Here is a 23,785-nt window from a genome sequence, read left to right as displayed (position 1 = left end):
AACTGTAGGAGCGAGCCTGCTCGCGAAGAGGCCCGCACCGACACCGCAAACTCCAGACAAAAATAAACCGGCCCTCGAGCCGGTTTATTTTTTTTCAGGCCGCTTTATCGATCTGTGCCTGACGCACCACCGCCGCCAATCGCCTCAACCCTTCATCCAGCCGCGCCGGATCGATGTGGCTGAAATTCAAGCGCAAATGCCCTAGATTGTTATCCGGCTCAGGAAAAAACGGCTCACCCGGCATGAACGCGACATCATTGGCCAACGCCTCATTGAGCAACGTTCGCGTGTCCAGCGGTTGCTTCAGCGTCAGCCAGAAAAACAGCCCGCCCTGCGGCATGTTCCAGTCCACCAGATCGGAAAAATGCGTTTCCAGCGCGGCTTGAAATGCATCCCGGCGTTGGCGGTAGAACCCGCGCAATTCACTCAAATGCTGCTGATATTTCTCCGTCCCAATCCATTGCAGCGCCTGCCACTGGCCGATGCGGTTGGTGTGCAAGTCCGCCGATTGCTTGAGTTTTAGCAGATGGGGAAACAGGTCCGGACTGGCGATCAGGTAGCCAACGCGTAAACCGGGCAGCAAGGTTTTCGACACGGTGCCGGTGTAGATCCAACTCGCCTGCTGCAGGCGCCCGGCAATCGGCGTGGCGCTGCCGCCATCGAAAGTCAGTTCTCGATAAGGCTCGTCTTCGACCAGGGTGACTCCGAATTCATCGAGTAACGCGGCAACCGCGACACGTTTGGCTTCGCTGTAGCGCACGGCTGAGGGATTCTGGAAGGTGGGGATCAAATAGATGAATGCCGGACGATGCTGTTCCAGACGCTCGCGCAATTTCGCCAGGTTAGGGCCATCGGACTCTTGCGGTACGGTCAGGCAGTCGGCGCCGAACAACTGGAAGATTTGCAGCGCAGCCAGATAGGTCGGCGCTTCCAGGAGAATCTCCGTGCCTTTGTCGATGTACAACTTGGCTGCCAGATCGAGGGTTTGCTGGGAGCCGCTGACTACCAGCACCTGACTTGCCGTGCACTCCAGGCCAAGCGCCCGCGCCTCCGCTGCCAACGCTTCGCGCAATGCCGGCTCGCCTTCGCTCATGCCGTACTGGCCGAGCGACAGCGGCATGTCTGCCCACTCGACTTTTGGCAGCATAGCTTCGGCAGGCAGGCCGCCGGCGAACGACATCACCTCAGGACGTTGCGCGGCGGCAAGGATTTCACGGATCAGAGAACTTTTAAGGCGCGAGACACGTTCGGAAAAAGCCATGGCGGTCACCGGTAGCAAGGGATGTAAAAAATGAGTCAAACTGATTGACTGAAATTACGGCAGCTTGAGCGAGTACGTCAATATGCTTGACCTTAAAAACCCCGCCAGCCAGCAACAGGCGATGGAAGCGTTTTTCTTCGGCTATCAGGCGTTCACCGCCAAGGCGGATGAAATGCTCGAACGGCGCGGCCTTTCGCGGGTGCATCAGCGCATCGTGTTTTTCATCGCGCGTTATCCGAATTTGAGCGTTAAGGAGTTGCTGGCCCTGCTTGGTGTCAGCAAGCAGGCGCTGAACATGCCGTTGCGGCAGTTGCAGGAAATGCATCTGGTGAATAGCGTGGCGTCGGAGGCCGACAAGCGTAAGCGTCTGCTGGAGTTGACCGCAGAAGGTGCGAAGTTCGAGCAGGCGTTGCGGCGTGAGCAGGTGAAATTGCTCGAGCGGGTATTTGCCGAGGCTGGCGAGGCGGCGGTGAATGGCTGGCTGGCGGTGAATCTGGCATTGGGGAAAAGTCAGACGGCTCTCGATTGAAGGAGCCCGAACAGGCGATATATCCCTATCAACGGAATTTTCGTAAACAAAACCAAAAACAATATTTGCTTTATTTGTACACAAAAGCATAATCCACAGCGTGCGAGTTCCTGACCGCATGGTCAACAAATTCGCGTATGCCTCAAAGGGCCGCTGCCACCCCTCATGGGTCCGGCCCTGGAAATAACAATAAAACTCTTGAGGAGTACTCGCTGTGGAAAGCCGCAAATCCGAAGCATCGACGCTGGACCTCTCGCCACCCTCACCCAGTGGTCTGCTGGAACGTCTGTTTAAACTCAGCTTGCATGGCACCACGGTGAAGACCGAGCTGATTGCCGGTCTGACAACTTTCATCACCATGGCTTACATCATCTTCGTCAACCCGAACATCATGGCCGATGCCGGAATTGACCACGGTGCAGCGTTCGTCGCCACCTGTATCGCCGCCGCACTGGGCTGCCTGTTGATGGGCCTGTATGCCAACTGGCCGGTGGGTCTGGCACCGGGCATGGGCCTCAACGCCTTCTTCACCTACACCGTTGTCGGCACCATGGGCTACAACTGGGAAACCGCGCTGGGTGCGGTGTTCGTCTCCGGCGTGCTGTTCATGATCCTGACTTTCTCGCGGATTCGAGAGTGGCTGCTGAACAGTATTCCCGTCAGCCTGCGCTTTGCGATGGGCGCCGGTGTCGGTCTGTTCCTCGGTCTGATTGGCCTGAAAACCGCAGGCATCGTCGTCGACAGCCCGGCCACCCTGATCAAGCTCGGCTCCCTGCGCGAACCCGGCCCGCTCCTCGCGGCCATCTGCTTTCTGATGATCGCTATCCTCAGTTATCACAGAGTGTTCGGCGCAATCCTCATCAGCATCATCACCGTGACTCTGGCCGGTTGGGGCCTGGGCATCGTGCATTACGGAGGGATCATGTCGACCCCGCCGAGTCTGGCCCCGACCTTCATGGCGATGAATGTCGCTGGCGTGTTCAACGTCAGCATGATCAGCGTGGTTCTGGCGTTTCTCTTTGTGCACATGTTCGACACCGCTGGCACCCTGATGGGCGTTGCCCAACGCGCCAATCTGGTCAACGCTGACGGACGTATCGAAAACCTCTCCCGCGCGATGAAAGCCGACAGTGCTTCCAGCGTATTCGGCGCGGTAGTCGGGGTTCCGCCCGTCACCAGCTATGTGGAAAGTGCTGCCGGCGTGGCCGCTGGTGGTCGGACTGGTCTTACCGCAGTCACCGTAGGTGTGTTATTTATAGCGGCGATGTTTTTCGCACCGCTGGCCGGCATGATTCCCGCTTACGCCACCGCCGGTGCGTTGATCTACGTAGCAATGCTGATGATGGGCGGCATGGCCCATATCGAATGGGACGAAGCCACTGACGCCATCCCGGCCATCGTCACCGCGATCATGATGCCACTGACCTTCTCGGTCGCCGACGGCATCGCGCTGGGCTTCATCACCTACGTGGCATTGAAGGCCGGTACCGGCAAGTACAAGGAAATTTCCGTGAGCCTGTGGGTGCTCTGCGCGATCTTTATCGCCAAGTTCATCTTCCTGTAAGCATCACGCGGTTCAAGCTTCAATACAGCCTCACCCTCACCGGTGGGGCTTTGCACATTCTTGAGTACAACAAAAAGGAGAGAAGTGATGAGTCTGGAAACCTGGCTGCTGTTCAGTGGTGCTGCGCTGGTGGTGATCCTGATTCCGGGGCCACTGTCGTTGTTGATGATCAGCAACAGTTTGAATTATGGATTGCGCCGCTCTTACCCGGCATTTCTCGGCGGGGTAACAGCCTCGATCTGCTTGCTCAGCGCTTCGGCGCTGGGGCTGGGCGCCCTGCTGCTGGCCTCGGAACAGCTGTTCAGCGCGCTGAAAATCGTCGGTGCGCTGTACCTGTTTTATCTTGCCTGGCAGAGCTGGCAGCAATCGCGTCAACCTTCAGTCGGCGCTGAAGTGCCTCAGGCGGCGCCGGTGCCGCGCTTCCGCGCCTTGTTCGGGCGCGCGTTCGTGTTGGGTGCGAGCAATCCGAAAGACATCCTGTTCTTCGCTGCCTTTCTGCCGCAGTTCCTCAGTGCCGGGCAACCGTTCCTGCCCCAGTTGCTGATCATGATCGCCACCTGGACCTTGCTCGATCTGCTGTGCAAACTTGCTTACGGACTGGGTGCCCATGGCGCTGCGCGTTACTTGCGCAGTGGCAAGGGACAAAGCTGGTTCAACCGGATCAGCGCCGGATTGTTTGGTGGCGCGGGCACGGCCTCCTTGTTCAGCAGCCACTGATCTGTTTAATTGTTAAATTGAATCTTTGTTACTTATAAAACCATCTCGGCTTACGAGGTGGTTTTTTTATGCCTGAAGAACCTACCCTTCACGTCCCGGACATATCATCACGCTAGTACTTTTAGAGTACTGCTTGCAATACACCGCAACAACCAGTCGATATACATCGCTTAAAAAACCACCCTACTATACCGCCGCCTTACAACCAATTTACCTGCTTGAACAAGGACGTTCAAATGGCCATTCTTATACAAGAAGCCTCGATACAAACTGACTCCGTCGTTATCACCGACATCGGCTTTCACGCCAATGAACGTAATGAATCAACCCTTGACTTTAAAAGTGACGCGAACTCACAGACAAGTACTACGAGCAAAAGCAAAACTGCACAATTGCGAGTGGCTGATGATGTCTTCGGCCCCATGAAAATCGGTTCTGTATCAATAACCCGCGTCTCCCTTGACGCATTGGGCGCAACAATTGGCGGGCAGCCGCTGAATGGTAAAAACACCTTCTTCCGTATACCCAAACGATCATTCATCAACTCTTTGCAGTTCAGTCCGGTCAATATAGAAGCACAGATGAAATCCTCCACCGGCCCGGACGCTTACCTGTTGCCAACATTGTTATTCGAAATCGCCAGCCAGCGCCCGCTTACCTACCCTCGCATGCTCAGAGAAGACATCGACCCGGCTATCGATCCAGATGGACACCACCGCAAACTTGCCAAGCTTCTGGATACCGCCCATAAACTCGATCTCACTCATATCCAAGTACCCAAACATACCCCCAAATGGGCGGCGCGAGCGAAAACCTATCTCGCGCTCGGGTCCAGTGTCGGCGTTCAGTCCTTCGGTATCTTCATGGGACTGCGCGGGCTTGTTTCGGCGATAAAACTCAATGATCGCACGGAGACAGCCATCAACTCCGTCGGCCTGCTTTCCGAGGGCGCGTCCATCGCCGCAGACATCACCATCACTAAAATCGGAACGCAAATGATCAAGGCCGGGCAAGCCGGCTTTCGGGATTTCGCCAAAACCCGCTTTGCGCTCAGGCTTAGCCGCTCCGGTGGCCTGATCGGTGGCGCTTTCACTCTGCCGTTTGATATCTACATGGCCGTCAGAGCGTTCAATGCGGCCGAAAACAAGACGGGCAAAGCGGCCATGGATCACTTTGTGGAAGCCGGATTGAGCATCACCAGCGCGGCCATGACCGTGATTCTCGGCGCTGCGGCGATGGCCGGCTTCTCGTTTGCAGGCCCGGTTGGACTCGCTGCGGGCCTGATGATGGCGGTCGGGTCGCAGATCTACGGTGCCGTGCGGCTGGTGGATGATATCGATGACTACATCGATCTCACCGACAATGAACGCTGGCGCACAGGCTGGTTCACCTTCTGCTTCATGAGCCCCGACGACAGTGTCCAGGACCGCTACACCCTCGCCAAAGCCAAAATCGAACATGCCAAACAGCTGAAAGCCACGGCCAGGAGATTGCTCGACGGCGAACTCAAGGACACAACCGAAGCCATCGTTAACGGTGCGTGGGACGTGGAGCTCAAACCGACCCAAGTATGGACGCGCGACTGGTGGACCAAGCAGGACGGCTGGGAAACCGTCAAGGTGCCAGTGATAAAGGACGGTGACGACACTATTGATGCCCGCGAAGGCGTGACGGCCAAGACGCCCGGGGCGGAGTTGGGTGCGGCGGCCGAACACAAGGGCGTCCTGTGGTTCATCGGGGACGGCCAGGACTCGATTCAGGGCGTCGAGAAAAAACCGAATACCTTCTACTACGGGTCAGGCGCCAAGGATCTGACAGGTGGCGAAAAGGACGATCATTTCGTCTTCAACGCTGCCGGGAAGCGGCTCAAGCCAGACGCCGAACTGCATGGCGATTCGATATTGAGGGGTGGTGCAGGCAATGACACCTTGTCCCTGGGCGGTTTCAACTCTGTTCATAGCAATGGAAGAGCCGGCTACTCCGTCCATTTGCCGGCAGGCACGCTGGCCACGATAATCCCCGCCCCCTCCAATCCCGGCCATCAAAACCGTACCTCCCACAGTCGTCTGGAAAGTATCGAAAACGTAGACACCCTTGATTCCGGCGTAAGCATCGTCAGCGGCACCGACCAGCGCAATATCATCAAGGCCCGCGGTGAAGACACGATCTTCGCCGGCGCCGGGAACGATCAGATCCATCTATTGCACAAAGGGGTCAAGGCGCACGGAGGTGCCGGCGCCGATGAGTATGTTGTCGCCCACAAGGAAGGTGACATGTGCATATATGAAGACGGCGAGCAGGAAAGTCTCATTGTCCTGGACTGGAATATGGATCTGATCAAACGCTGGTCGATCAAGGGCGACACGCTGCTGGTCACTTCTGGCTTCAAATTTCTCGACCGGACAAAAAACGAGGTATTCATACACGGTGTCTACAAGAAAACCGACAATCAATGGCGCTTGAAGAACAACAAGCTGATCTTCATCACCAAGGATGGCTTCCATTTGAGCCCGGAGTTGCCTGAAACGGCAGAAGAGGACACTTCTGTCGATATCGAAGTCGTCATCACTAAACTCGGGCAAGCCGAAAGACCGGTCATTCTTTACTCGCCCGACTGCAGCATCTCGCACCAGCGTGATGTGAGCTTTTATATCCCCAAAATGCAGCAACACTTCAATTTCTATTCAACTGACCGTAAACACGGCCTTACCAAACTCTACCTGGACTATTCCAGCACCGAACTGACAAAAGCCGAAGCGCACTTCTTCGCAAGGCTCAGGGACAACGAGAAACCTGAACTGGCCGCAGGATGCGACCTGACCTACCACTTCGGCGAACACTCGCTGACCTTGAAATTGTTTTCCTATGCTTTCGGTGGCGAGGATGCAATGAATATGATCAAGATTCTGCGAACGATGGCCGTTCGCCCTCGGTCCAGATATCTTCTGATTTTCAACGACGGCGTTGCCTTCGATGCCGAACTCACGGACGAGACCGACGCAGCACCGGATAACGCTGATTATAAAAAGTTTTCCTTCACGACCTGGACAACGTCCATGACCCTGCCGATGAAACCGCGGTCGGGCCGTTACGCTTATGAATTGCCGGCGAACCAGGCCTATGAACTCAGCGCAAGATACGCTTGCGCCAAATTGACCTCTTACCCCGGGCAAACGGCGATGGAGCATCTGCTGGGACAAGGCTCTACTTACCTCATTCACCTGGCTGCCGCGACAATCCTGAAAATCGAAACTCCGGGCGCCTTGGCCACCGCCACTGTCAGATTACCTTTCGCGTCTACGTGGGAACTCGATGCAACCGCACTGGGTGATATTGAGATCAAACTGGAAAACAACCGGTTGCAGTTGGGCACCTGCACGATCCATCTGCCGATTTACGACAGTGACGATCTGATTGATCAAGTTCGGGTCATTTCAGCGAGCGGCCTTGTCCACACCGTCGATCTTTCCTTCGACAGGGTGTATGTCGAGGGTCTGGATGCAAGGTTCTTCACACCACCGGACGCGGCCAGCCCGTTGCCCAAGGAACTGTCCTCTGTGGCAGACAAGGAACTCAAAGTCAGGAACATCGCGCCGGCGGATGGCAGTTCCGGCACAGTGGCGTATAGCTTGAGCAAACATTGCTGGTTGTTCGATTCCGTGGTCATCGAGCATGCAGCATTGAAAATCATCAATCGCTGCAGCCATCAACTGCCTGATATTTTCTTGCCAATGCCGCCTATCACCGTACCCGCGGCGTAATCTGCAACGCCCCTCGCCCGTATGCCGGCGAGGGGCCGCCTTCCTTCCCGGACGCGCTGTAATCACCTGCATCATTTGCCTTCCGCGCCATACATATATACCGCACGGCGCCGTGCTTTTTTACCCAATATCGAGGTTTCCGGAAGCCACTGCGCATCTGGCATCCACTTTATTCGAACCATTGAAAAAGCAATCATCGGAGCTGCGCAATGGCAAAACCGCCCAGAAAAATTCCCGGTTCAACTTCGCTCGAGACACCGGCGACAGGAGCCGGGCCATCGACCGATCCACTTGGCAGAACCCGCGCCAGCACGCAGCGCGCAGGTGCCGATGGTGCCGATACGCTGCCCGTCTCCACGGCAATGGAAAGTTTGCCGGGGACATCCGGGCAGCGTCCCAGTGTAATCGTCAGTTCTCTTCCCGCTCCGCCCTCCCCGGTGCCCGCACGTCGCCCGGCAACGGCGGGAGAACCGCCAGACGCACAACCCAGCATTCGGACTCAGGCCCAACGAACTCCGCAACACCCCGTGTTCATCGAGCCTGAACTGGTGAAACTGCTCAAGAACCCGGACAACTCGCTGCAAGCTTTGCGCTACGACAAACGCGGCAAGGCGTATGCCGACATGGAGGGTGGAACAGTGATGATCGCCCTGACCGAGGACGGTTACCGGCAAACCCACGCCCAGGAAATGACACCTTCCGGTGCGCGAATGGAACAGATCCCCGGCACAAGACTGTGGCGCCCGCTGGGCACTGAGAATGCTCCCTCCCGACACACCCCCGTCGACATCAACCTGACCACCGAAGCCCCCCTGTCGCCCTCACCCGGCCCAAGCAAACGCGCGCGCATCAGTGAACCGCCCGCTGCCGAGCCAGACACCGATGCCCAGGGCCGCCACCTGTTCGAACGGCAACCGGCGGTGCTGGACGTATCCGCAAACCGCTGGAGGCAGTGGGGGACACGCACGAAACCGGAAACGGGCCAAGCCATAGAAATAGACGGGCTTCACTATCGGATCATGCCGCAGGATCTACCGGTGGACACCGGCCTGGTCTATCTGCAACATCCTGACTTTGCACCCGACCGTTTCGACACCTTTGAGCACATGCTGCGTCATTCGCCTTTGCTTCAGCCCCTGTGGGCGCTGAAACGGGATGGACAATGGCGAGTCATGGCAACCCGGCTTCCCTTTGAGATGCCCGCCAGTCAATACGTTGCCCGAGCATTCGAGTATCTGGCGGATCACTCGGCAACGGCGATTGCCAGATCAGTTTTTGATTACGCCAGTCACTCCAGCCTCACCGGCCGTGACCTTTCGCTGATCACGCAGACCTTTCATTTCTGGCTGGATCGGGTCAACAACACCGCTCCTGACCGCAACCTCGCCGATCCACTGCTGATGTTGCCGATATTGCCGACCCGGCCAGACAACCTCGTGCCCGGCGGGATCCTGACATTACCCCCGCCCCACTCGGAACCTTTACAGCGCCTGGACTTCGATCGCCGTCGTCTGCCTCTCGAGTGGGCCGCCTACACGGCATCGCCGACGCCGGGCAAGCTGCGCGAAGTGTTTCGCTCAATGCTGCAGCACAGCGGCTACAGCCCTTATCCGTCACCGCGCACCTTCAGCGAAGGCGCGTTGATATTCCACCGTGAAGGCATTGCGGCGGTGTTCGTGCTGAGGTTCCCCGTGGTCCTGGGCGATTCAATTCCCCGTCATGTCTCGGTCGGTAGCGAACCGGGCAGCCTCGGACGCAACACCGGGTCGAGCATGAAAGAGCAACACAGACTTGCCGCCTACCTTGGCGAAAAACAAGTCATCCATTTGGTTGGCGGCATCCAGTACATCCCTCCTGACCAATGGACGCCGTTCATCGCCAGGGAAAGGTAATACACGGTCGCGAACTGACTCATGAGCGCCCCTTTCCGACACTCACGTACAGAACAATGAGATTACCAAGGATGGTAAAACCACCGAAACCCGCGTCTGGCGGCACCTCGCCCGGCACCTCGCCTACAGCAGCAACACAACTGGCGGACAGGCCTCAAACCAATCGCTTGAATTTCAGCACCCCGGGGGCAGAGACGACAGTCGCTCCGCATACTGTCACAGACTCCGACAGTACCTTGCCGGATTCATCGCCACGCCAGCCGGCGGTGTCGGTCAGCCATCTTCCCGATGACGACCGACACTTTGCCGCGGGCACCCCACCGGTTCCCGAAGCCGAGTCCTTGATCGTCGAAGTACCGGTTTACCTGGCTCCCGAAGATGCCGCACGACTCACAAAACCGCAGAGCCCGCAGAACGCGATTCGCTATGACAAGCATCGACAACCCTACCTCGATACGCGTGCCGGAACCGTCAGGGTACGCAAGAACGCGGGCGGGAAATATCAGTTGGCCTTTGCATCGACACGTGCGTCGCCCGCCATCGTGTTCGAACCGATTCCCGGGACCACACTCTGGCAAGCGGTTTCGTTGACCGAACGTTCGCGACCCGACAGCCATCGGCCGCTGTCCGAGCCGGACGAGCCAAGGCCGGACCCGAGCAAACGGCGCAAACTTGCAGACGCCCCAGACGGAGTCACCCATGCACAAACGCTGCGCGACAGTCTGCTGTCGGACAACCCGCAAGCGCTCAATCTGTCTTACAGCCTGTGGCGTAACTGGGGGACAACCCGATGGCCCACGTCCAGTGCATGGATAGACATCGATGGCCTTCACTATCCGATCGTGCGGCAGACACTGGATGCCGACACCCGCATCGTCTACCTGCAACACCCTTTATTCGTACCGGCGCTGTACGACGGCTTCGAGCACATGCTGCGCGAACGGCCTTCGTTGCAACCCAAATGGGCGGTCAAAAGTGAAGATCGCTGGATCGTGATCGACAGCCGGGTTCCTTTCGAGCGCCCCCTCAGCCAATACATAGGCGCCACCTTCAAGTCGCTGTCCGACGAGTCGGTCAGTACGGTTGCCAGAGCCTTTTTCAATCAGGCCAATCGCTCGGAAGTCATCGACGGTCACGGTCTGGCTGTGATGAACCAGACGTTTCGTTACTGGAGCGACCGCAGCAACCTCGTGGGGTTACGGCCAGAACTCGTCGAGCCACTGCTGATGTTGCGCACACACCCTCAGCCAGACAGCAGGTCCTCAGCACCCTTAACGATTCCATCGGCATTGGGCGAGGGGTTGCAACGCCTGGACTTTGACCCGGGGCGCTTCCCTCAACACTGGAACGAATATGCCGCGGCGCCCGGCTTGCGCAATTTGCGACGTCTGTTCGCTCAAGTGCTGGAAGACGACGGTTACGTGATGAATATGGCGAGCGACGCCGTGGGCGAAGACACGCTGCTGTTTCAACGCGACCCCATTGACCGGGCATTCATCCTGAAAATTCTTCGTGGTACCGAAGCCACACTGCGGCGCGCCACGCCACCAGGAAAAGAGCCCTCCGACACGCTATGGCAGACGCTGATCGGCACACAACGACGGCCACTGCATCTCTATGCGCAACAGCAAAAACTTGTCCATTTACTGGGCGGTATTCAAACCGACACGCAAGGGCAGACCACGCTGTTTATTTTCCGGGAAGGCTGACCGCACCAGCAGAACTCGACACCCCTGACCCGCTTGTAAACGACCCATGAACAGAGATCGCAAAAAATGGCTAAACCACCGAAATCCATTCCCGGAATTCATCCGCACGATATAACGCCACCACCCCGGGTAACGCAGGATTCATCCTCGGTCATGCATCTGAATCCGGGCGCCGCCAATTCATTGATCGCGGGCAGCAATCCTTCGCCGGGCGTGGCCATCACGTCATTGTCTGACGCCGCTGTACCGCATTCGTCGGTCATGGTCAGTGCACTTCCCGACCCGATTGCTGCAATGGCAGAAAGCAACCTGAAAGCGATTACCCTGCCGCCGGAACAGACTCATTTCCTACACCCATCTACAACGGTAGACGGACTGTTTTCGAACCCGTTGGGACATCTCTATGCCCGCCTGGACGATGGCGTTTATTATCGGGCTGAAGTGAACGCCAACGGTGACGTCGAAATTCCCTGGCCTTCGGCACCGGGCGTATCGGCACCGTTGTTGCGAAAAATCGAAGGCCGGCCGGTCTGGCGCGTGGAAGCCGACTGGTACGCCCGTGAGTCCGGCGCTGGCGCCCGAACCGCGACAGTTGTTGAGTCCGTTCCCACACACGCATCGGCTTTCCTCGCCCCCCATCTCGCCGCCCTGCTGACCAATCCGCAAAATACACCGGAGGGCATCCGCTATGACAAACGCAAAAAAACCTATGTCGATATGGCAGAAGGTACGGTCATGGTCGGCAGGAACAGTGAAGGACATTTCCAACAGACAATTGCCGGTGAACTGACTCCTTCGGGGTTCCTGGTGGAACACATTCCGGGGACGAAGCTCTGGCGTCGCCGGTCAGGGGGAGACAGCTCTGAAAACCCTGGACAGGAGAATCGTCGGCCCGCCGCCCCGAACGAATCCCCACAGGGTCCGAGCAAGCGTGCGCGACGGGGTGAGGAAGTCGAATCGCCAGCGCCCGTTGTCCAGCCTCAACCCACCGGACACTGGCAGACATGGGGGCACGCGGCAAAACCACAGACCGGCGACTCCCTTGAAATCGATGGTCGGCACTATCCGATTATCGAACAGCAGGGCTACACCCACGATTCACTGATCTTTCTCAAGCCGCCGCAGTTCTCCGCTTCTCGTTTCGATGCGTTCGAACAGCTGCTGACGACTGTTCCAGACCTTCAACCCCGGGGTGCGGTAAGAATCAGGGACAGCTGGGCAAGCAGCCTGAACGACACCTGGCGCGTCATAGATGGACTGCCGTTCAAACAGCCCCTGACGCAATACGTCAGCGACAAATATCCCTACCTCGCCGATCACTCGGCCCGCAAGATCGTGCACGCCATGTTCAATCGCGCCAACCATGGCGAAGCGCTGAATGGCTACGGCCTGAACGACTTGTTTGAAACCTTCCAGTTTTGGGGAAACAGGCCAAAAAACATGGGGAACCAACAGCTCAGTCGGCCTGATCTGGTCGACCCTCTGGTGCTCTTGCCTGCGCTCGCCAGGACTGGCGAGCGACAATTTCCAAAACCGCTATCGTCGGCCGAGGGGCTGGAGCGCATCGATTTCGATTTACAGCGCCTGCCACAAGAATGGCGAAAGATCGGCGACTCCTACACCACTAACGAACTTCGGGCGGTGTTTGAGCATGTTCTGAGGCATCAGGGCTACCAGGTTTCCACCTCGTTTCGAGCATTCGCTGCTCAGCGAGATGCCTTGATGATTCGACAGCAGGGCGTGGATCAGGTATTCATCATGCTTTTCCCCTCGTTGATGCAGGGGCATTACCTGGATTTCGACAGTAAAACCTGGTTACGCAGCAAGGCTTTGGTCAACAAGCATGAACCTTCCGACAAAGTCCTTCTGACCAAAGCGCTCGGCGAAAACAAAGTCGTTTATTTGATGGGTGACATAGACAGGGATCCTGCCGGGCAAACCCATCTTTTTGTGTTCCGTCAGAAATAAGCGCTGCGCCAGGTTGCCCCTCCAGCCTGGCCGCCCCCCGACATCGCCACCCCACCGACGAAAAAAAGCCCGCAGTGTGAGCGGGCGAAAGACCAAAGAAGCTATATGCGCAGTCGCTTCCCGGTGGGGGCAGCTGCTTGGGGGTCAGCTGCCCCGGTACGTGGAATAGCTGTACGGCGAAATCAGTAATGGCACATGGTAGTGATCCTGTTCGGCCGAGATGCCGAAGCGCAACACCACCACGTCCAGAAATGCCGGTTCCGGCAACTGCACGCCGCGGGCGCGGTAGTAATCGCCCGCATGGAACTGAACCTGATAAACGCCGGTGCGATAATCATCGCCTTGCAGCAGCGGTGCATCGACCCGGCCATCGCTGTTGGTAACAGCACTGGCGACCAATTCCAGATGCGAACCTTCAACGCGGTACAGCTCGACCTTGATCGAGCTGCCCGGGCAACCATGTGCTGCGTCCAAAACGTGTGTTGTCAAACGTCCCATTGATTCTGCGCGCCTGCCTGCATGGAAGCAGTCAGACCTCGCGCCTCCCGAAGTCAGATAAAAAGGAGACCGCACCGATTCGGAGCACGAAAAGCTGCGGCGAGCGATTGATTAAGACACTTTTCAAAAAAATTGTACACAATAAAAACGACATTTTTCACCTCACCCCCGCCATTCGGGGGTTTCCTCGCGTTCTACCAGCAATACGCCTATTCATTGAACCTTATATCTATTAGCTGACTGGTCAGGCAGGTTTCTTGCAGGCTCACGTCACTCGCAGTAAAAGATGACAGTCGGTGAAAAATGCAAAAATTCAGGCTTACAAATTGCGAATAAAGTTGTATACAATCAGCCCATCGCTGTGACGCCAGCCTGCCAGGCCGCCACACAAATCTGTCAACGATAAGAAGGAAGACTGCAGTGAGCGCTGACTACCCACGCGACCTGATCGGTTACGGCAGTAACCCTCCTCACCCACACTGGCCGGGCAATGCCCGCATCGCCCTGTCCTTCGTACTCAATTACGAAGAAGGCGGCGAGCGCAATATTCTGCACGGCGACAAAGAATCCGAAGCCTTCCTCTCCGAAATGGTTGCCGCTCAGCCGCTGCAAGGCGCGCGCAACATGAGCATGGAATCGCTTTACGAGTATGGCAGCCGTGCCGGCGTCTGGCGGATTCTGAAACTGTTCAAGGAATTCGACATTCCGCTGACCATTTTCGCCGTGGCCATGGCCGCTCAGCGCCACCCGGATGTGATCCGCGCGATGGTCGATGCCGGCCACGAAATCTGCAGCCATGGCTACCGCTGGATCGACTATCAGTACATGGATGAAGCGCAGGAACGCGAGCACATGCTCGAAGCGATCCGCGTCCTCACCGAAATCACTGGCGAGCGCCCATTGGGCTGGTACACCGGTCGCACCGGTCCGAACACGCGCCGTCTGGTCATGGAGGAAGGTGGTTTCCTCTACGACTGTGACACCTACGACGACGACCTGCCCTACTGGGAACCGAACAACCCGACCGGCAAGCCGCATCTGGTGATCCCGTACACCCTCGACACCAACGACATGCGTTTCACCCAGGTGCAGGGTTTCAACAAGGGTGACGATTTCTTCGAATACCTCAAAGACGCGTTCGACGTGCTCTACGCCGAAGGTGCCGAAGCGCCGAAGATGCTCTCGATCGGTCTGCACTGCCGCCTGATCGGCCGTCCAGGTCGCCTCGCTTCGCTCAAACGCTTTATCGAATATGCCAAAAGTCATGAACAGGTGTGGTTCAGCCGTCGCGTCGACATCGCGCGTCACTGGCACGAAACCCACCCGTACCAAGAGGCCGCCCAATGAGCCGCTTTCAAACCTTGCAACCGTCGACCCTGAGCCGCGACGCCTTCGTCAAAGCCTTCGCCGACATCTACGAACATTCGCCATGGGTGGCCGAGAAGGCTTACGACCTGGGCGCGGACGCATCGATCGACGAGATTGAAAGCCTGCACCAGCGCATGAGCGACATCCTGTTGAGCGCCGATCACGCCAGTCAGTTGGCCCTGATCAACGCTCACCCGGACCTGGCCGGCAAAGCCGCCGTCCAGGGCCAACTGACCGAAGCCAGCACCCATGAACAGGCTGGCGCCGGTATTCACCAATGCACGGCCGAAGAGTTCCAGCGCTTCACCGAGCTGAACGACGCCTACAAAGCCAAGTTCAAGTTTCCCTTCATCATGGCGGTAAAAGGCAGCAACCGGCATCAGATCCTCGCGGCGTTCGAAACGCGCATTCACAACTCGGTCGACACCGAGTTCAAATGCGCGCTGGCGGAGATCAACAAGATTGCCCTGTTCCGTTTACTGACCCTTTAGCGAGCCTGGCCCGAGAAACCTTTAGAACGCTTGTGTTTCCCAGGGCCCTGCAAGCATCCCCAGCCACTTATTTAAAGGCAGACAAGAAGAATGAAAGCTTACGCCGTACCTTTCGAAAAATTCGTCAACCTGGCCGATGCCCGTCTGGGCACCAAAATCATTTCGGTCACCGATGACTGGTTCGCAGACGCCAATCGTCTGTTCCAACCAACCCCGGCCGTGTGGAAGGAGGGCGTGTTCGATGACAACGGCAAGTGGATGGACGGCTGGGAATCGCGCCGCAAGCGCTTCGAAGGCTTCGACAGCGCCGTAATCCGTCTGGGCGTACCGGGCTCGATCAAAGGCGTGGACATCGACACTTCATTCTTCACTGGCAACTTCCCGCCGTCGGCCTCGCTGGAAGCGTGCTTCCTGGCCTCGGGCGAGCCGGATGAAAACACCCAATGGACGGAAGTGCTGTCGGCCGTCGAGCTGCAAGGCAACAGCCACCACTACCACGAAATCAGCAACGACCAAGCGTTCAGCCACCTGCGTTTCAACATCTACCCGGATGGCGGTGTGGCCCGTCTGCGCGTGTACGGCATTCCGTTCCGCGACTGGTCGGCGGTTGGCGACAACGAGCAAGTCGATCTGGCAGCAGCCCTGAACGGTGGCCGCGCCCTCGCCTGCTCCGACGAACACTTCGGCCGCATGAGCAACATCCTCAACCCGGGCCGTGGCATCAACATGGGCGACGGCTGGGAAACGGCACGTCGTCGCACGCCGGGCAATGACTGGGTGATCGTCGCCCTGGGTCATCCGGGCGAGATCGAGAAGATCGTTGTCGACACCCTGCACTTCAAGGGTAACTACCCGGACACTTGCTCGATCCAGGGCGCGTTCGTGAAAGGTGGTACTGACAGCCAGATCGAAACCCAGTCGCTGTTCTGGCGCGAACTGCTGCCAAGCCAGAAACTGGAAATGCACGCCGAACACACCTTCGTCGAGCAGATCAAGGCCTTGGGCCCGATCACCCACATCCGCCTGAACGTGTTCCCGGATGGTGGTGTGAGTCGCCTGCGCGTTCTCGGCAAGGTCGCTAAATAAGGTTGAACCCATTCGCGAGCAAGCTCGCTCCCACAAGGGATTGCATTCCAAAGGTGGGAGCGAGCTTGCTCGCGAAGGCGTCAGAACAGTCAACACAGAATTCGGACAAGAAGAACAGCATGCGCACACTAACGATTGAACCGCTGACCAAAGAAGCCTTCGCCCCTTTCGGTGACGTGATCGAAACCGACGGCAGCGATCACTTCATGATCAACAACGGTTCGACCATGCGCTTCCATAAACTGGCGACGGTCGAAACCGCTCAGCCTGGGGACAACGCGATCATCAGCATCTTCCGCGCCGACGCGCAGGACATGCCGCTGACCGTTTGCATGCTGGAACGCCATCCGCTGGGCAGCCAGGCTTTCATTCCGCTGCTCGGCAACCCCTTTCTGATCGTGGTCGCGCCACTTGGCGATGAACCTGTATCAGGCTTGGTCCGCGCCTTCGTCACCAACGGCAGGCAGGGCATCAATTACCATCGCGGCGTCTGGCACCACCCGGTGCTGACGATCGAAAAGCGGGATGACTTCCTGGTGGTTGATCGCAGTGGCACAGGCAATAACTGCGATGAGCATTTTTTCAAAGAGGATGAGCGTTTGATCCTCGCCCCCCACCAATAAGAGAAGGTCTGATCACTCGACAACAAGAGTGACAGGCGAGAGGTAAAGACTGTGGAAGCACATCTGTTGGAATGGCTGAACCTGAGCGTGCGCTGGGTTCACATGATCACTGGCGTGGCCTGGATCGGCGCGTCGTTCTACTTCGTCTGGCTGGAGAACAACCTCAACCGCGTCAACCCGAAAACCGGCCTGGCCGGTGATCTGTGGGCGATCCACGGTGGCGGTATCTATCACCTGGAAAAATACAAACTGGCCCCGCCGTCCATGCCGGACAACCTGCACTGGTTCAAATGGGAAGCCTACTTCACCTGGATGTCGGGGATCGCGCTGCTGTGCGTGGTGTTCTACTCCAACCCGACGCTCTACCTGCTGGCTCCGGGCAGCACACTGAGCGGCCCTGAAGGCGTGGCCATCGGCATCGGCTCGCTGTTTATCGGCTGGTTCATCTACTCCTTCCTCTGTGATTCGGCGCTGGGCAAACGCCCTGCTCTGCTCGGGTTCATTCTGTTCGTGCTGATCATCGGCGCGGCGTATGGCTTCAGCAAAGTGTTCAGCGGTCGTGGCGCGTACCTGCACGTCGGCGCGATCATCGGCACCATCATGGTCGGTAACGTGTTCCGCATCATCATGCCGGCGCAACGCGCACTGGTCGCGGCGATTGCCGAGAACCGCACACCGGATCCGGCACTGCCGGCCAAAGGTTTGCTGCGTTCGCGTCACAACAACTACTTCACCCTGCCGGTGCTGTTCATCATGATCAGCAACCACTTCCCGAGCACCTATGGCAGCCAGTACAACTGGTTGATCCTGGCCGGGATCGCGGTGTTGGCGGTGTTGGTGCGTCACTACTTCAACACCCGTCATGACAGCCATAAGTTTGCCTGGACCCTGCCGGTTGCAGCGGTGGGCATGATCAGTCTGGCCTACGTCACCGGCCCGATGCCGATGTCGACCGCGCCGGAAGTGGCCAAGGCGCCCGCGAAAATCGAGTACCAACCGCTGCCGGAAACGGCACTGGGCGGTGGCGCAAAACCAGCTGAAGCAGCGGCACCTGCTGCACCCGCAGAAGCACCTGCAGCACCGGCACAGGCGTCGAACGCTGGTCCGGGTTTCGACAAAGTGCACACCGTGATCCAGGAACGTTGCGCGGTTTGCCACTCGGCCAAGCCAACCAGTCCGTTGTTCAGCGCGGCGCCTGCCGGTGTGATGTTGGATACCCCAGAGCAGATCCGCCAGAACGCGGCGCGCATCCAGGCACAAGCCATCACCACGCAGATCATGCCGCTGGGCAACATCACGCAGATGACCCAGCAGGAACGTGACCTGATCGGTGCATGGATTGCCCAGGGAGCACAGACCAACTAAGCAACAAAGCTTCGCGAGCAGGCTCGCTCCCACAGAGATCGCGCATTTCCTGTGGGAGCGAGCCTGCTCGCGAATCGCCGCAACGCGGTTTACCTGATGCAAATAAACAGCTGTGAGCAACCCGGCAGCTGTTAATCACAAGAATAAAAAAGATCCGAGGTGTTGCATGTCCGAGCTGTCCAAAGCGCGCATCCCCGACGCACCCGCCATTCAGCGATTGCCCCTTTTGCAACTGATCCTGGTCGGTCTGCAACATGTTCTGCTGATGTACGGCGGTGCCATCGCGGTGCCGCTGATCATTGGACAGGCCGCTGGCCTGAGTCGTGAAGAAATTGCCTTCCTGATCAACGCCGACCTGCTGGTCGCCGGCATCGCCACCATCGTGCAATCCATGGGCATCGGCCCGATGGGCATTCGCATGCCGGTGATGATGGGCGCCAGTTTTGCTGCAGTCGGCAGTATGGTCGCCATGGCCGGCATGCCCGGTATCGGCCTGCAAGGCATCTTCGGTGCAACGATCGCGGCCGGTTTCTTCGGCATGCTCATCGCGCCGTTCATGTCTAAGGTCGTGCGCTTCTTTCCGCCGCTGGTGACCGGCACGGTCATCACCTCGATCGGTTTGTCGCTATTCCCCGTGGCCGTGAATTGGGCCGGCGGCGGCGCCGCTGCTGCACAATTCGGCTCACCGATTTATCTGGCCATCGCGGCATTGGTGCTGGGCACCATTCTGTTGATTCACCGCTTCATGCGCGGTTTCTGGGTCAACATCTCCGTGCTGATCGGCATGTGCTTCGGCTACTTGCTGTGCGGTGCGATCGGCATGGTCGATCTCAGCGGCATGGCCAACGCGCCATGGGTTCAGTTCGTCACACCGCTGCATTTCGGCATGCCGAAATTCGAACTGGCACCGATCCTGTCGATGTGCCTGGTGGTGGTGATCATCTTCGTAGAATCCACCGGCATGTTCCTCGCCCTGGGCAAAATCACCGGCCAGGAAGTCTGCCCGCGCATGCTGCGCCGTGGCTTGCTGTGTGATGCCGGCGCCTCGTTTGTGGCCGGATTCTTCAACACCTTCACCCACTCCTCGTTCGCCCAGAACATCGGTCTGGTGCAGATGACCGGTGTGCGCTGCCGCTCGGTGACCATCGTTGCCGGTGGCTTGCTGATCGTCCTGAGCCTGCTGCCGAAAGCGGCGTTTCTGGTGGCGTCGATTCCTCCGGCGGTACTCGGCGGCGCAGCAATTGCGATGTTCGGCATGGTCGCCGCGACCGGGATCAAGATTCTCCAGGAAGCCGACATCGGTGACCGGCGCAACCAGTTGCTGGTGGCGGTGAGCATCGGCATGGGCCTGATCCCGGTGGTGCGCCCGGAGTTCTTCGCACATCTGCCGATGTGGATGAGCCCGATTACTCACAGCGGCATCGCCATGGCCACACTCAGTGCGCTGACGCTGAACCTGTTGTTCAACATTCTCGGCGGCAAAGAGCGCGCAGCGATCAACGACTGCCACGCACACCAGCATTAACGAAGTCACCCCGAAACCTGTGGGAGCGGGCTTGCTCGCGAAAGCGGTTTGTCATTCAACATGTGTAGCGACTGACACGCCCCCTTCGCGAGCAAGCCCGCTCCCACGGGGATCGCAGCTCTGCGCCTCAAACAATAAAAACAAGAGGGAGCATCAGATGATCCGCACGCAAACCAACGTTCTGTTAAGTGGCGGCCTGCTGGCCGCGAGTCAGGCCATGGCCGGCGATTTACTGCTGTGGCAGACCAACAGCCTCAGCTACCTGTACGGCAAGAACTTCGCGATCAACCCGTCAATTCAGCAGACGCTGACCTTCGAACACGCCGACAAATGGAAGTACGGCGACAACTTCCTGTTCGTCGACAAGATCTTCTACAACGGCAAGGAAGACGCGAACAAAGGCCCCCACGCGTTCTACGGTGAGTTCACCCCGCGCTTCTCCTTCGGCAAGATCTTCGACCGGAAGCTCGAGTTCGGCCCGATCAAAGATGTGCTGCTGGCCATGACTTACGAGTACGGCGAAGGCGACAGCGAGGCCTACCTGATCGGCCCCGGCTTTGACCTCAAGGTGCCCGGTTTCAACTACGTCACCCTGAACATCTTCCGCCGTCAGACCGAAGGCCCGCGCCCCGGCGATGGCGTCTGGCAGATCACCCCCGGCTGGTCCTACAGCTTCCCTCTGGGCAATTCCGATGTGCTGATTGACGGCTACCTCGACTGGGTAGTCGACAACGATGAAAACTCGCGCGGCACCTACCACGCCAACTTGCACATCAATCCGCAGATCAAATACGACTTGGGCAAAGCCTTGGGCTGGAGCCACAAGCAGCTGTATGTCGGCACTGAATACAGCTATTGGAAAAATAAATACGGCGTCGAAAACACGCACAACTTCGACACCAATCAGAACACCGCCACCCTGCTGCTGAAGGTGCACTTTTAAGATGGCCCGCAACCGTGCCCCATACCTGTCGTCGGTGCTCTGTTGCGGGGCACTTGAGACCTGGCCGTTGAGTCAGTATTCTCCGCGGCCTTCTGAATTCGGTCTAAAAAAAAGCCCGGATTTAATTCCTGACCGAAAAGCCAACTTATCCCGGCCTCGATCAGAACCGAGGCGTCCCGAAAACACGCTCAATCGACTGTTTTTCAGCAGCCGACAGGGCGTTTTTTTGCGTTTCGAAAGCCTTGGCTCGGCTCTTGCTAACAGCAACGAAGCTGACCGATCGGATGACTTTTTTGCAGCAACGAAAAAAGGCGCCACACCAGAGCGCCGATCAAAAAAAATAAACGTGGAACACCTACTTTGGGAGCAACCGAATGAAACGTATGTGCACCAGCCTGATGCTCGCGGGATCAATGTTGGCCGGCGGCCAGGCCATGGCCGATGGCCTGCTGCAGTGGCAGAACAACAGCCTGACTTACCTCTATGGCAAGGACTTCCAGGTCAACCCGCGCATCCAGCAGACCGTGACCTTCGAGCACGCCGATGCCTGGACGTATGGGGATAACTTCTTTTTCTTCGACAAGATCTTCTATAACGGTGGCAAGGACTTCAGCAACGGTCCGAATACCTACTACGGTGAGTTCAGCCCGCGCATCTCGCTGGGCAAAGTGCTCGACCAGAAGATCGAGTTCGGCCCGATCAAAGACGTTCTGCTGGCGATGACTTACGAGTTCGGCGAAGGCGACACCGAGTCATACCTGATCGGTCCAGGCTTCGACCTGGCGATCCCGGGCTTCGACTACTTCCAGTTGAACTTCTACCAGCGCCACACCCAGGGTGCTCGCGCCGGTGACAACGTCTGGCAGATCACCCCGGTCTGGTCCTACACCATCCCGGTCGGCAAGTCGGACATCCTGATCGACGGTTTCATGGACTGGGTCACCGACAACGACGTCAACAAAAAGGGCGAGTACCACGCCAACCTGCACTTCAACCCGCAGATCAAATACGACCTGGGCAAGGCGCTGAGCTTTGGCGAGAAGCAATTGTATGTCGGTGTGGAATACGACTACTGGAAAGACAAGTACGGCATCGACGACACCGGTGCGTTCAAGACCAATCAGAGCACCACGAGCTTCCTGGTGAAGTTCCACTTCTGATCCGGCGGCGTCCGCAAGGACGCCTTCGCGAGCAAGCTCGCTCCCACAGTGATTCTATGTTGATTGCAAATTGCGCACTCGATGCAGAACCCTGTGGGAGCGAGCTTGCTCGCGAATGGGCTCAACGCAGACTTCAGGCCGGGACCACCGCTTCCGATAGCCCGAGAAACCGTCGCAGCTCCTCGCGCTTGGCCAACGCATCCCTGCGCCCCAAATCAATCAACTCGCTGCAATACCCCGCCTCGAACAACAAATAACTGAGCACTCCCGCCCCGCTCGTCTTCGTAGCCCCAGGTCCGCGCAAGAACAAGCGCAACGCCGCTGGTAATTCCTGGCGATGCCGTGCCGCAATCTCGTCGATCGGCTGACTCGGCGAAATCACCAGCACCTCCACCGGCGCCACACCCAACTCGCGCGTTGGCGTGCCGGCGGGCATCAAGTGGCTGAACTGGTTGAGACGCTGGAGTAACTCGATGTCGCTCTCCAGGCTGTCAATGAACGTGCTGTTGAGCATGTGCCCGCCAATCTGCGCCAGCGTCGGCTGCTGCCCCGTGTAAGTGCGCTCCAGTGGCTGCTGCGGATCAAAAACGCGCGGGTTGCCGCTGACGCCCACCACCAGCACCCGACTCGCCCCCAGGTGCAATGCCGGGCTGATCGGCGCCGATTGCCGCACCGCACCATCGCCAAAATATTCATCACCGATTTTTACTGGCGCGAACAACAACGGAATCGCCGAACTGGCCAGCAGGTGATCCACCGACAGCTGCGTCGGCACACCAATACGCCGATGGCGCAGCCATGAATCGATCTTGCCGCCGCCCTGATAGAACGTGACTGCTTGTCCGGACTCGTAGCCGAACGCGGTCACCGCCACCGCATGCAATTGCTTGCGGGCGATGGATTCGGCGATACCGGGCAGGTGCAATTTTTCATTAAGCAATTCGCGCAGCGGCGAACTGTTGAGCAGCGCCACCGGCAGTTGCCGACCGAGGCCGAGCAGACTGTGGCTGACAAAGCGGCTGGCCTGACGGATCACCCCGGGCCAGTCACTGCGCAGCACGCGATGGCTGCGAAAGCCCTGCCAGAACACGGTCAGACGTTCGATGGCGGCGCGAAAATCCGTGGCGCCACTGGCCAGGCTGACGGCGTTGATCGCCCCGGCCGAGGTGCCGACGATCACCGGAAACGGATTGTCTGCGCCCAACGGCAGCAACTCGGCAATCGCCGCCAGCACCCCCACCTGATACGCCGCCCGAGCCCCGCCGCCGGAAAGAATCAAACCTGTGACCGGTTCAGCTGGGCTCATCGCAACACTCCATGGTGCT

Annotated in this window: 18 protein-coding genes; 15 read left to right on the top strand and 3 right to left on the bottom strand. The window is 58.1% G+C overall.

Annotation, left to right across the window (positions count from 1 at the left end):
* Positions 1-94: 94 nt before the first annotated feature.
* Positions 95-1,261, bottom strand: coding sequence for a PLP-dependent aminotransferase family protein (locus ACM6IV_RS02935; RefSeq protein ID WP_414868655.1), 1,167 nt, complete (start codon positions 1,259-1,261; stop codon positions 95-97).
* A gap of 82 nt (positions 1,262-1,343) precedes the next feature.
* Between ACM6IV_RS02935 and ACM6IV_RS02930 the strand changes: the two genes are divergently transcribed.
* The 7 genes from ACM6IV_RS02930 to ACM6IV_RS02900 all read left to right on the top strand — a co-directional run bounded on the left by ACM6IV_RS02930 (position 1,344) and on the right by ACM6IV_RS02900 (position 13,401).
* Positions 1,344-1,790 carry a MarR family winged helix-turn-helix transcriptional regulator gene (locus ACM6IV_RS02930; protein ID WP_414868654.1) on the top strand — a complete coding sequence of 149 codons (447 nt, stop codon included), beginning with the start codon at positions 1,344-1,346 and terminating at the stop codon, positions 1,788-1,790.
* A gap of 214 nt (positions 1,791-2,004) precedes the next feature.
* Entirely contained in the window at positions 2,005-3,354 is a 1,350-nt protein-coding gene (locus ACM6IV_RS02925; protein WP_414868653.1) for an NCS2 family permease, read from the top strand.
* Positions 3,355-3,441: 87 nt separating this feature from the next.
* Positions 3,442-4,071: a LysE family translocator gene (locus ACM6IV_RS02920; protein ID WP_414868652.1), complete on the top strand. Its 630-nt coding sequence runs from the start codon at positions 3,442-3,444 to the stop codon at positions 4,069-4,071.
* 236 nt (positions 4,072-4,307) lie between these two features.
* On the top strand, positions 4,308-7,832 hold the full coding sequence (locus ACM6IV_RS02915; protein WP_414868651.1) for a calcium-binding protein: 3,525 nt from the start codon (positions 4,308-4,310) through the stop codon (positions 7,830-7,832).
* Between the two features lie 527 nt (positions 7,833-8,359).
* Positions 8,360-9,724 carry a hypothetical protein gene (locus tag ACM6IV_RS02910; protein ID WP_414868650.1) on the top strand — a complete coding sequence of 455 codons (1,365 nt, stop codon included), beginning with the start codon at positions 8,360-8,362 and terminating at the stop codon, positions 9,722-9,724.
* Between the two features lie 71 nt (positions 9,725-9,795).
* Positions 9,796-11,433 (top strand): hypothetical protein, encoded by a 1,638-nt coding sequence (locus ACM6IV_RS02905; protein WP_414868649.1) that lies wholly within the window; start codon positions 9,796-9,798, stop codon positions 11,431-11,433.
* A 66-nt stretch (positions 11,434-11,499) separates the two neighbouring features.
* Positions 11,500-13,401 (top strand): hypothetical protein, encoded by a 1,902-nt coding sequence (locus ACM6IV_RS02900; RefSeq protein ID WP_414868648.1) that lies wholly within the window; start codon positions 11,500-11,502, stop codon positions 13,399-13,401.
* 144 nt (positions 13,402-13,545) lie between these two features.
* Here ACM6IV_RS02900 and uraH read toward each other — a convergent pair whose 3' ends face one another.
* Positions 13,546-13,899: a hydroxyisourate hydrolase gene (gene uraH / locus ACM6IV_RS02895; protein WP_007913983.1), complete on the bottom strand. Its 354-nt coding sequence runs from the start codon at positions 13,897-13,899 to the stop codon at positions 13,546-13,548.
* A 420-nt stretch (positions 13,900-14,319) separates the two neighbouring features.
* Between uraH and puuE the strand changes: the two genes are divergently transcribed.
* From puuE to ACM6IV_RS02855, 8 genes are all read left to right on the top strand, one after another.
* Positions 14,320-15,246: an allantoinase PuuE gene (gene puuE, locus ACM6IV_RS02890; RefSeq protein WP_414868647.1), complete on the top strand. Its 927-nt coding sequence runs from the start codon at positions 14,320-14,322 to the stop codon at positions 15,244-15,246.
* The gene (gene uraD / locus ACM6IV_RS02885; protein WP_414868646.1) at positions 15,243-15,758 is read left to right on the top strand and encodes a 2-oxo-4-hydroxy-4-carboxy-5-ureidoimidazoline decarboxylase; all 516 of its coding nucleotides are present in this window, start codon (positions 15,243-15,245) and stop codon (positions 15,756-15,758) included. Before puuE ends, uraD begins: the two co-directional genes overlap by 4 nt.
* A 90-nt stretch (positions 15,759-15,848) precedes the next feature.
* On the top strand, positions 15,849-16,844 hold the full coding sequence (gene alc, locus ACM6IV_RS02880; protein ID WP_007913974.1) for an allantoicase: 996 nt from the start codon (positions 15,849-15,851) through the stop codon (positions 16,842-16,844).
* A gap of 119 nt (positions 16,845-16,963) precedes the next feature.
* The gene (locus tag ACM6IV_RS02875) at positions 16,964-17,467 is read left to right on the top strand and encodes an ureidoglycolate lyase (protein WP_414868685.1); all 504 of its coding nucleotides are present in this window, start codon (positions 16,964-16,966) and stop codon (positions 17,465-17,467) included.
* 51 nt (positions 17,468-17,518) lie between these two features.
* Positions 17,519-18,832: a urate hydroxylase PuuD gene (locus tag ACM6IV_RS02870; protein ID WP_414868645.1), complete on the top strand. Its 1,314-nt coding sequence runs from the start codon at positions 17,519-17,521 to the stop codon at positions 18,830-18,832.
* 166 nt (positions 18,833-18,998) lie between these two features.
* Positions 18,999-20,357, top strand: a complete 1,359-nt coding sequence (locus ACM6IV_RS02865; protein ID WP_110721145.1) for a nucleobase:cation symporter-2 family protein — start codon at positions 18,999-19,001, stop codon at positions 20,355-20,357.
* A gap of 157 nt (positions 20,358-20,514) precedes the next feature.
* Entirely contained in the window at positions 20,515-21,300 is a 786-nt protein-coding gene (locus tag ACM6IV_RS02860; protein WP_414868644.1) for an outer membrane protein OmpK, read from the top strand.
* 374 nt (positions 21,301-21,674) lie between these two features.
* Complete coding sequence (locus ACM6IV_RS02855; RefSeq protein WP_414868643.1) at positions 21,675-22,460, top strand: outer membrane protein OmpK; 786 nt, start codon at positions 21,675-21,677, stop codon at positions 22,458-22,460.
* A gap of 133 nt (positions 22,461-22,593) precedes the next feature.
* Here ACM6IV_RS02855 and ACM6IV_RS02850 read toward each other — a convergent pair whose 3' ends face one another.
* On the bottom strand, positions 22,594-23,766 hold the full coding sequence (locus ACM6IV_RS02850) for a patatin-like phospholipase family protein (RefSeq protein WP_414868642.1): 1,173 nt from the start codon (positions 23,764-23,766) through the stop codon (positions 22,594-22,596).
* Positions 23,767-23,785 lie beyond the last annotated feature (19 nt).

It is taken from the genome of Pseudomonas sp. IT-347P, assembly GCF_949768005.1.
In the GTDB taxonomy this organism is placed as follows: Bacteria; Pseudomonadota; Gammaproteobacteria; order Pseudomonadales; family Pseudomonadaceae; genus Aquipseudomonas.
The sequence above is the reverse complement of the archived record's forward strand: the minus strand, read 5'-3'. Positions and strand labels throughout refer to the sequence as shown.

Bases quoted from the DNA above. Each gene is read 5' to 3' on its own strand.
- ACM6IV_RS02930 (WP_414868654.1), top strand. From the start codon at position 1,344: ATGCTTGACCTTAAAAACCCCGCCAGCCAGCAACAGGCGATGGAAGCG.
- ACM6IV_RS02920 (WP_414868652.1), top strand. From the start codon at position 3,442: ATGAGTCTGGAAACCTGGCTGCTGTTCAGTGGTGCTGCGCTGGTGGTG.
- ACM6IV_RS02915 (WP_414868651.1), top strand. From the start codon at position 4,308: ATGGCCATTCTTATACAAGAAGCCTCGATACAAACTGACTCCGTCGTT.
- ACM6IV_RS02935 (WP_414868655.1), bottom strand. From the start codon at position 1,261: ATGGCTTTTTCCGAACGTGTCTCGCGCCTTAAAAGTTCTCTGATCCGT.
- ACM6IV_RS02860 (WP_414868644.1), top strand. From the start codon at position 20,515: ATGATCCGCACGCAAACCAACGTTCTGTTAAGTGGCGGCCTGCTGGCC.
- ACM6IV_RS02850 (WP_414868642.1), bottom strand. From the start codon at position 23,766: ATGAGCCCAGCTGAACCGGTCACAGGTTTGATTCTTTCCGGCGGCGGG.
- ACM6IV_RS02875 (WP_414868685.1), top strand. From the start codon at position 16,964: ATGCGCACACTAACGATTGAACCGCTGACCAAAGAAGCCTTCGCCCCT.
- ACM6IV_RS02865 (WP_110721145.1), top strand. From the start codon at position 18,999: ATGTCCGAGCTGTCCAAAGCGCGCATCCCCGACGCACCCGCCATTCAG.
- ACM6IV_RS02900 (WP_414868648.1), top strand. From the start codon at position 11,500: ATGGCTAAACCACCGAAATCCATTCCCGGAATTCATCCGCACGATATA.
- uraH (WP_007913983.1), bottom strand. From the start codon at position 13,899: ATGGGACGTTTGACAACACACGTTTTGGACGCAGCACATGGTTGCCCG.
- alc (WP_007913974.1), top strand. From the start codon at position 15,849: ATGAAAGCTTACGCCGTACCTTTCGAAAAATTCGTCAACCTGGCCGAT.
- uraD (WP_414868646.1), top strand. From the start codon at position 15,243: ATGAGCCGCTTTCAAACCTTGCAACCGTCGACCCTGAGCCGCGACGCC.
- ACM6IV_RS02855 (WP_414868643.1), top strand. From the start codon at position 21,675: ATGAAACGTATGTGCACCAGCCTGATGCTCGCGGGATCAATGTTGGCC.
- ACM6IV_RS02905 (WP_414868649.1), top strand. From the start codon at position 9,796: ATGGTAAAACCACCGAAACCCGCGTCTGGCGGCACCTCGCCCGGCACC.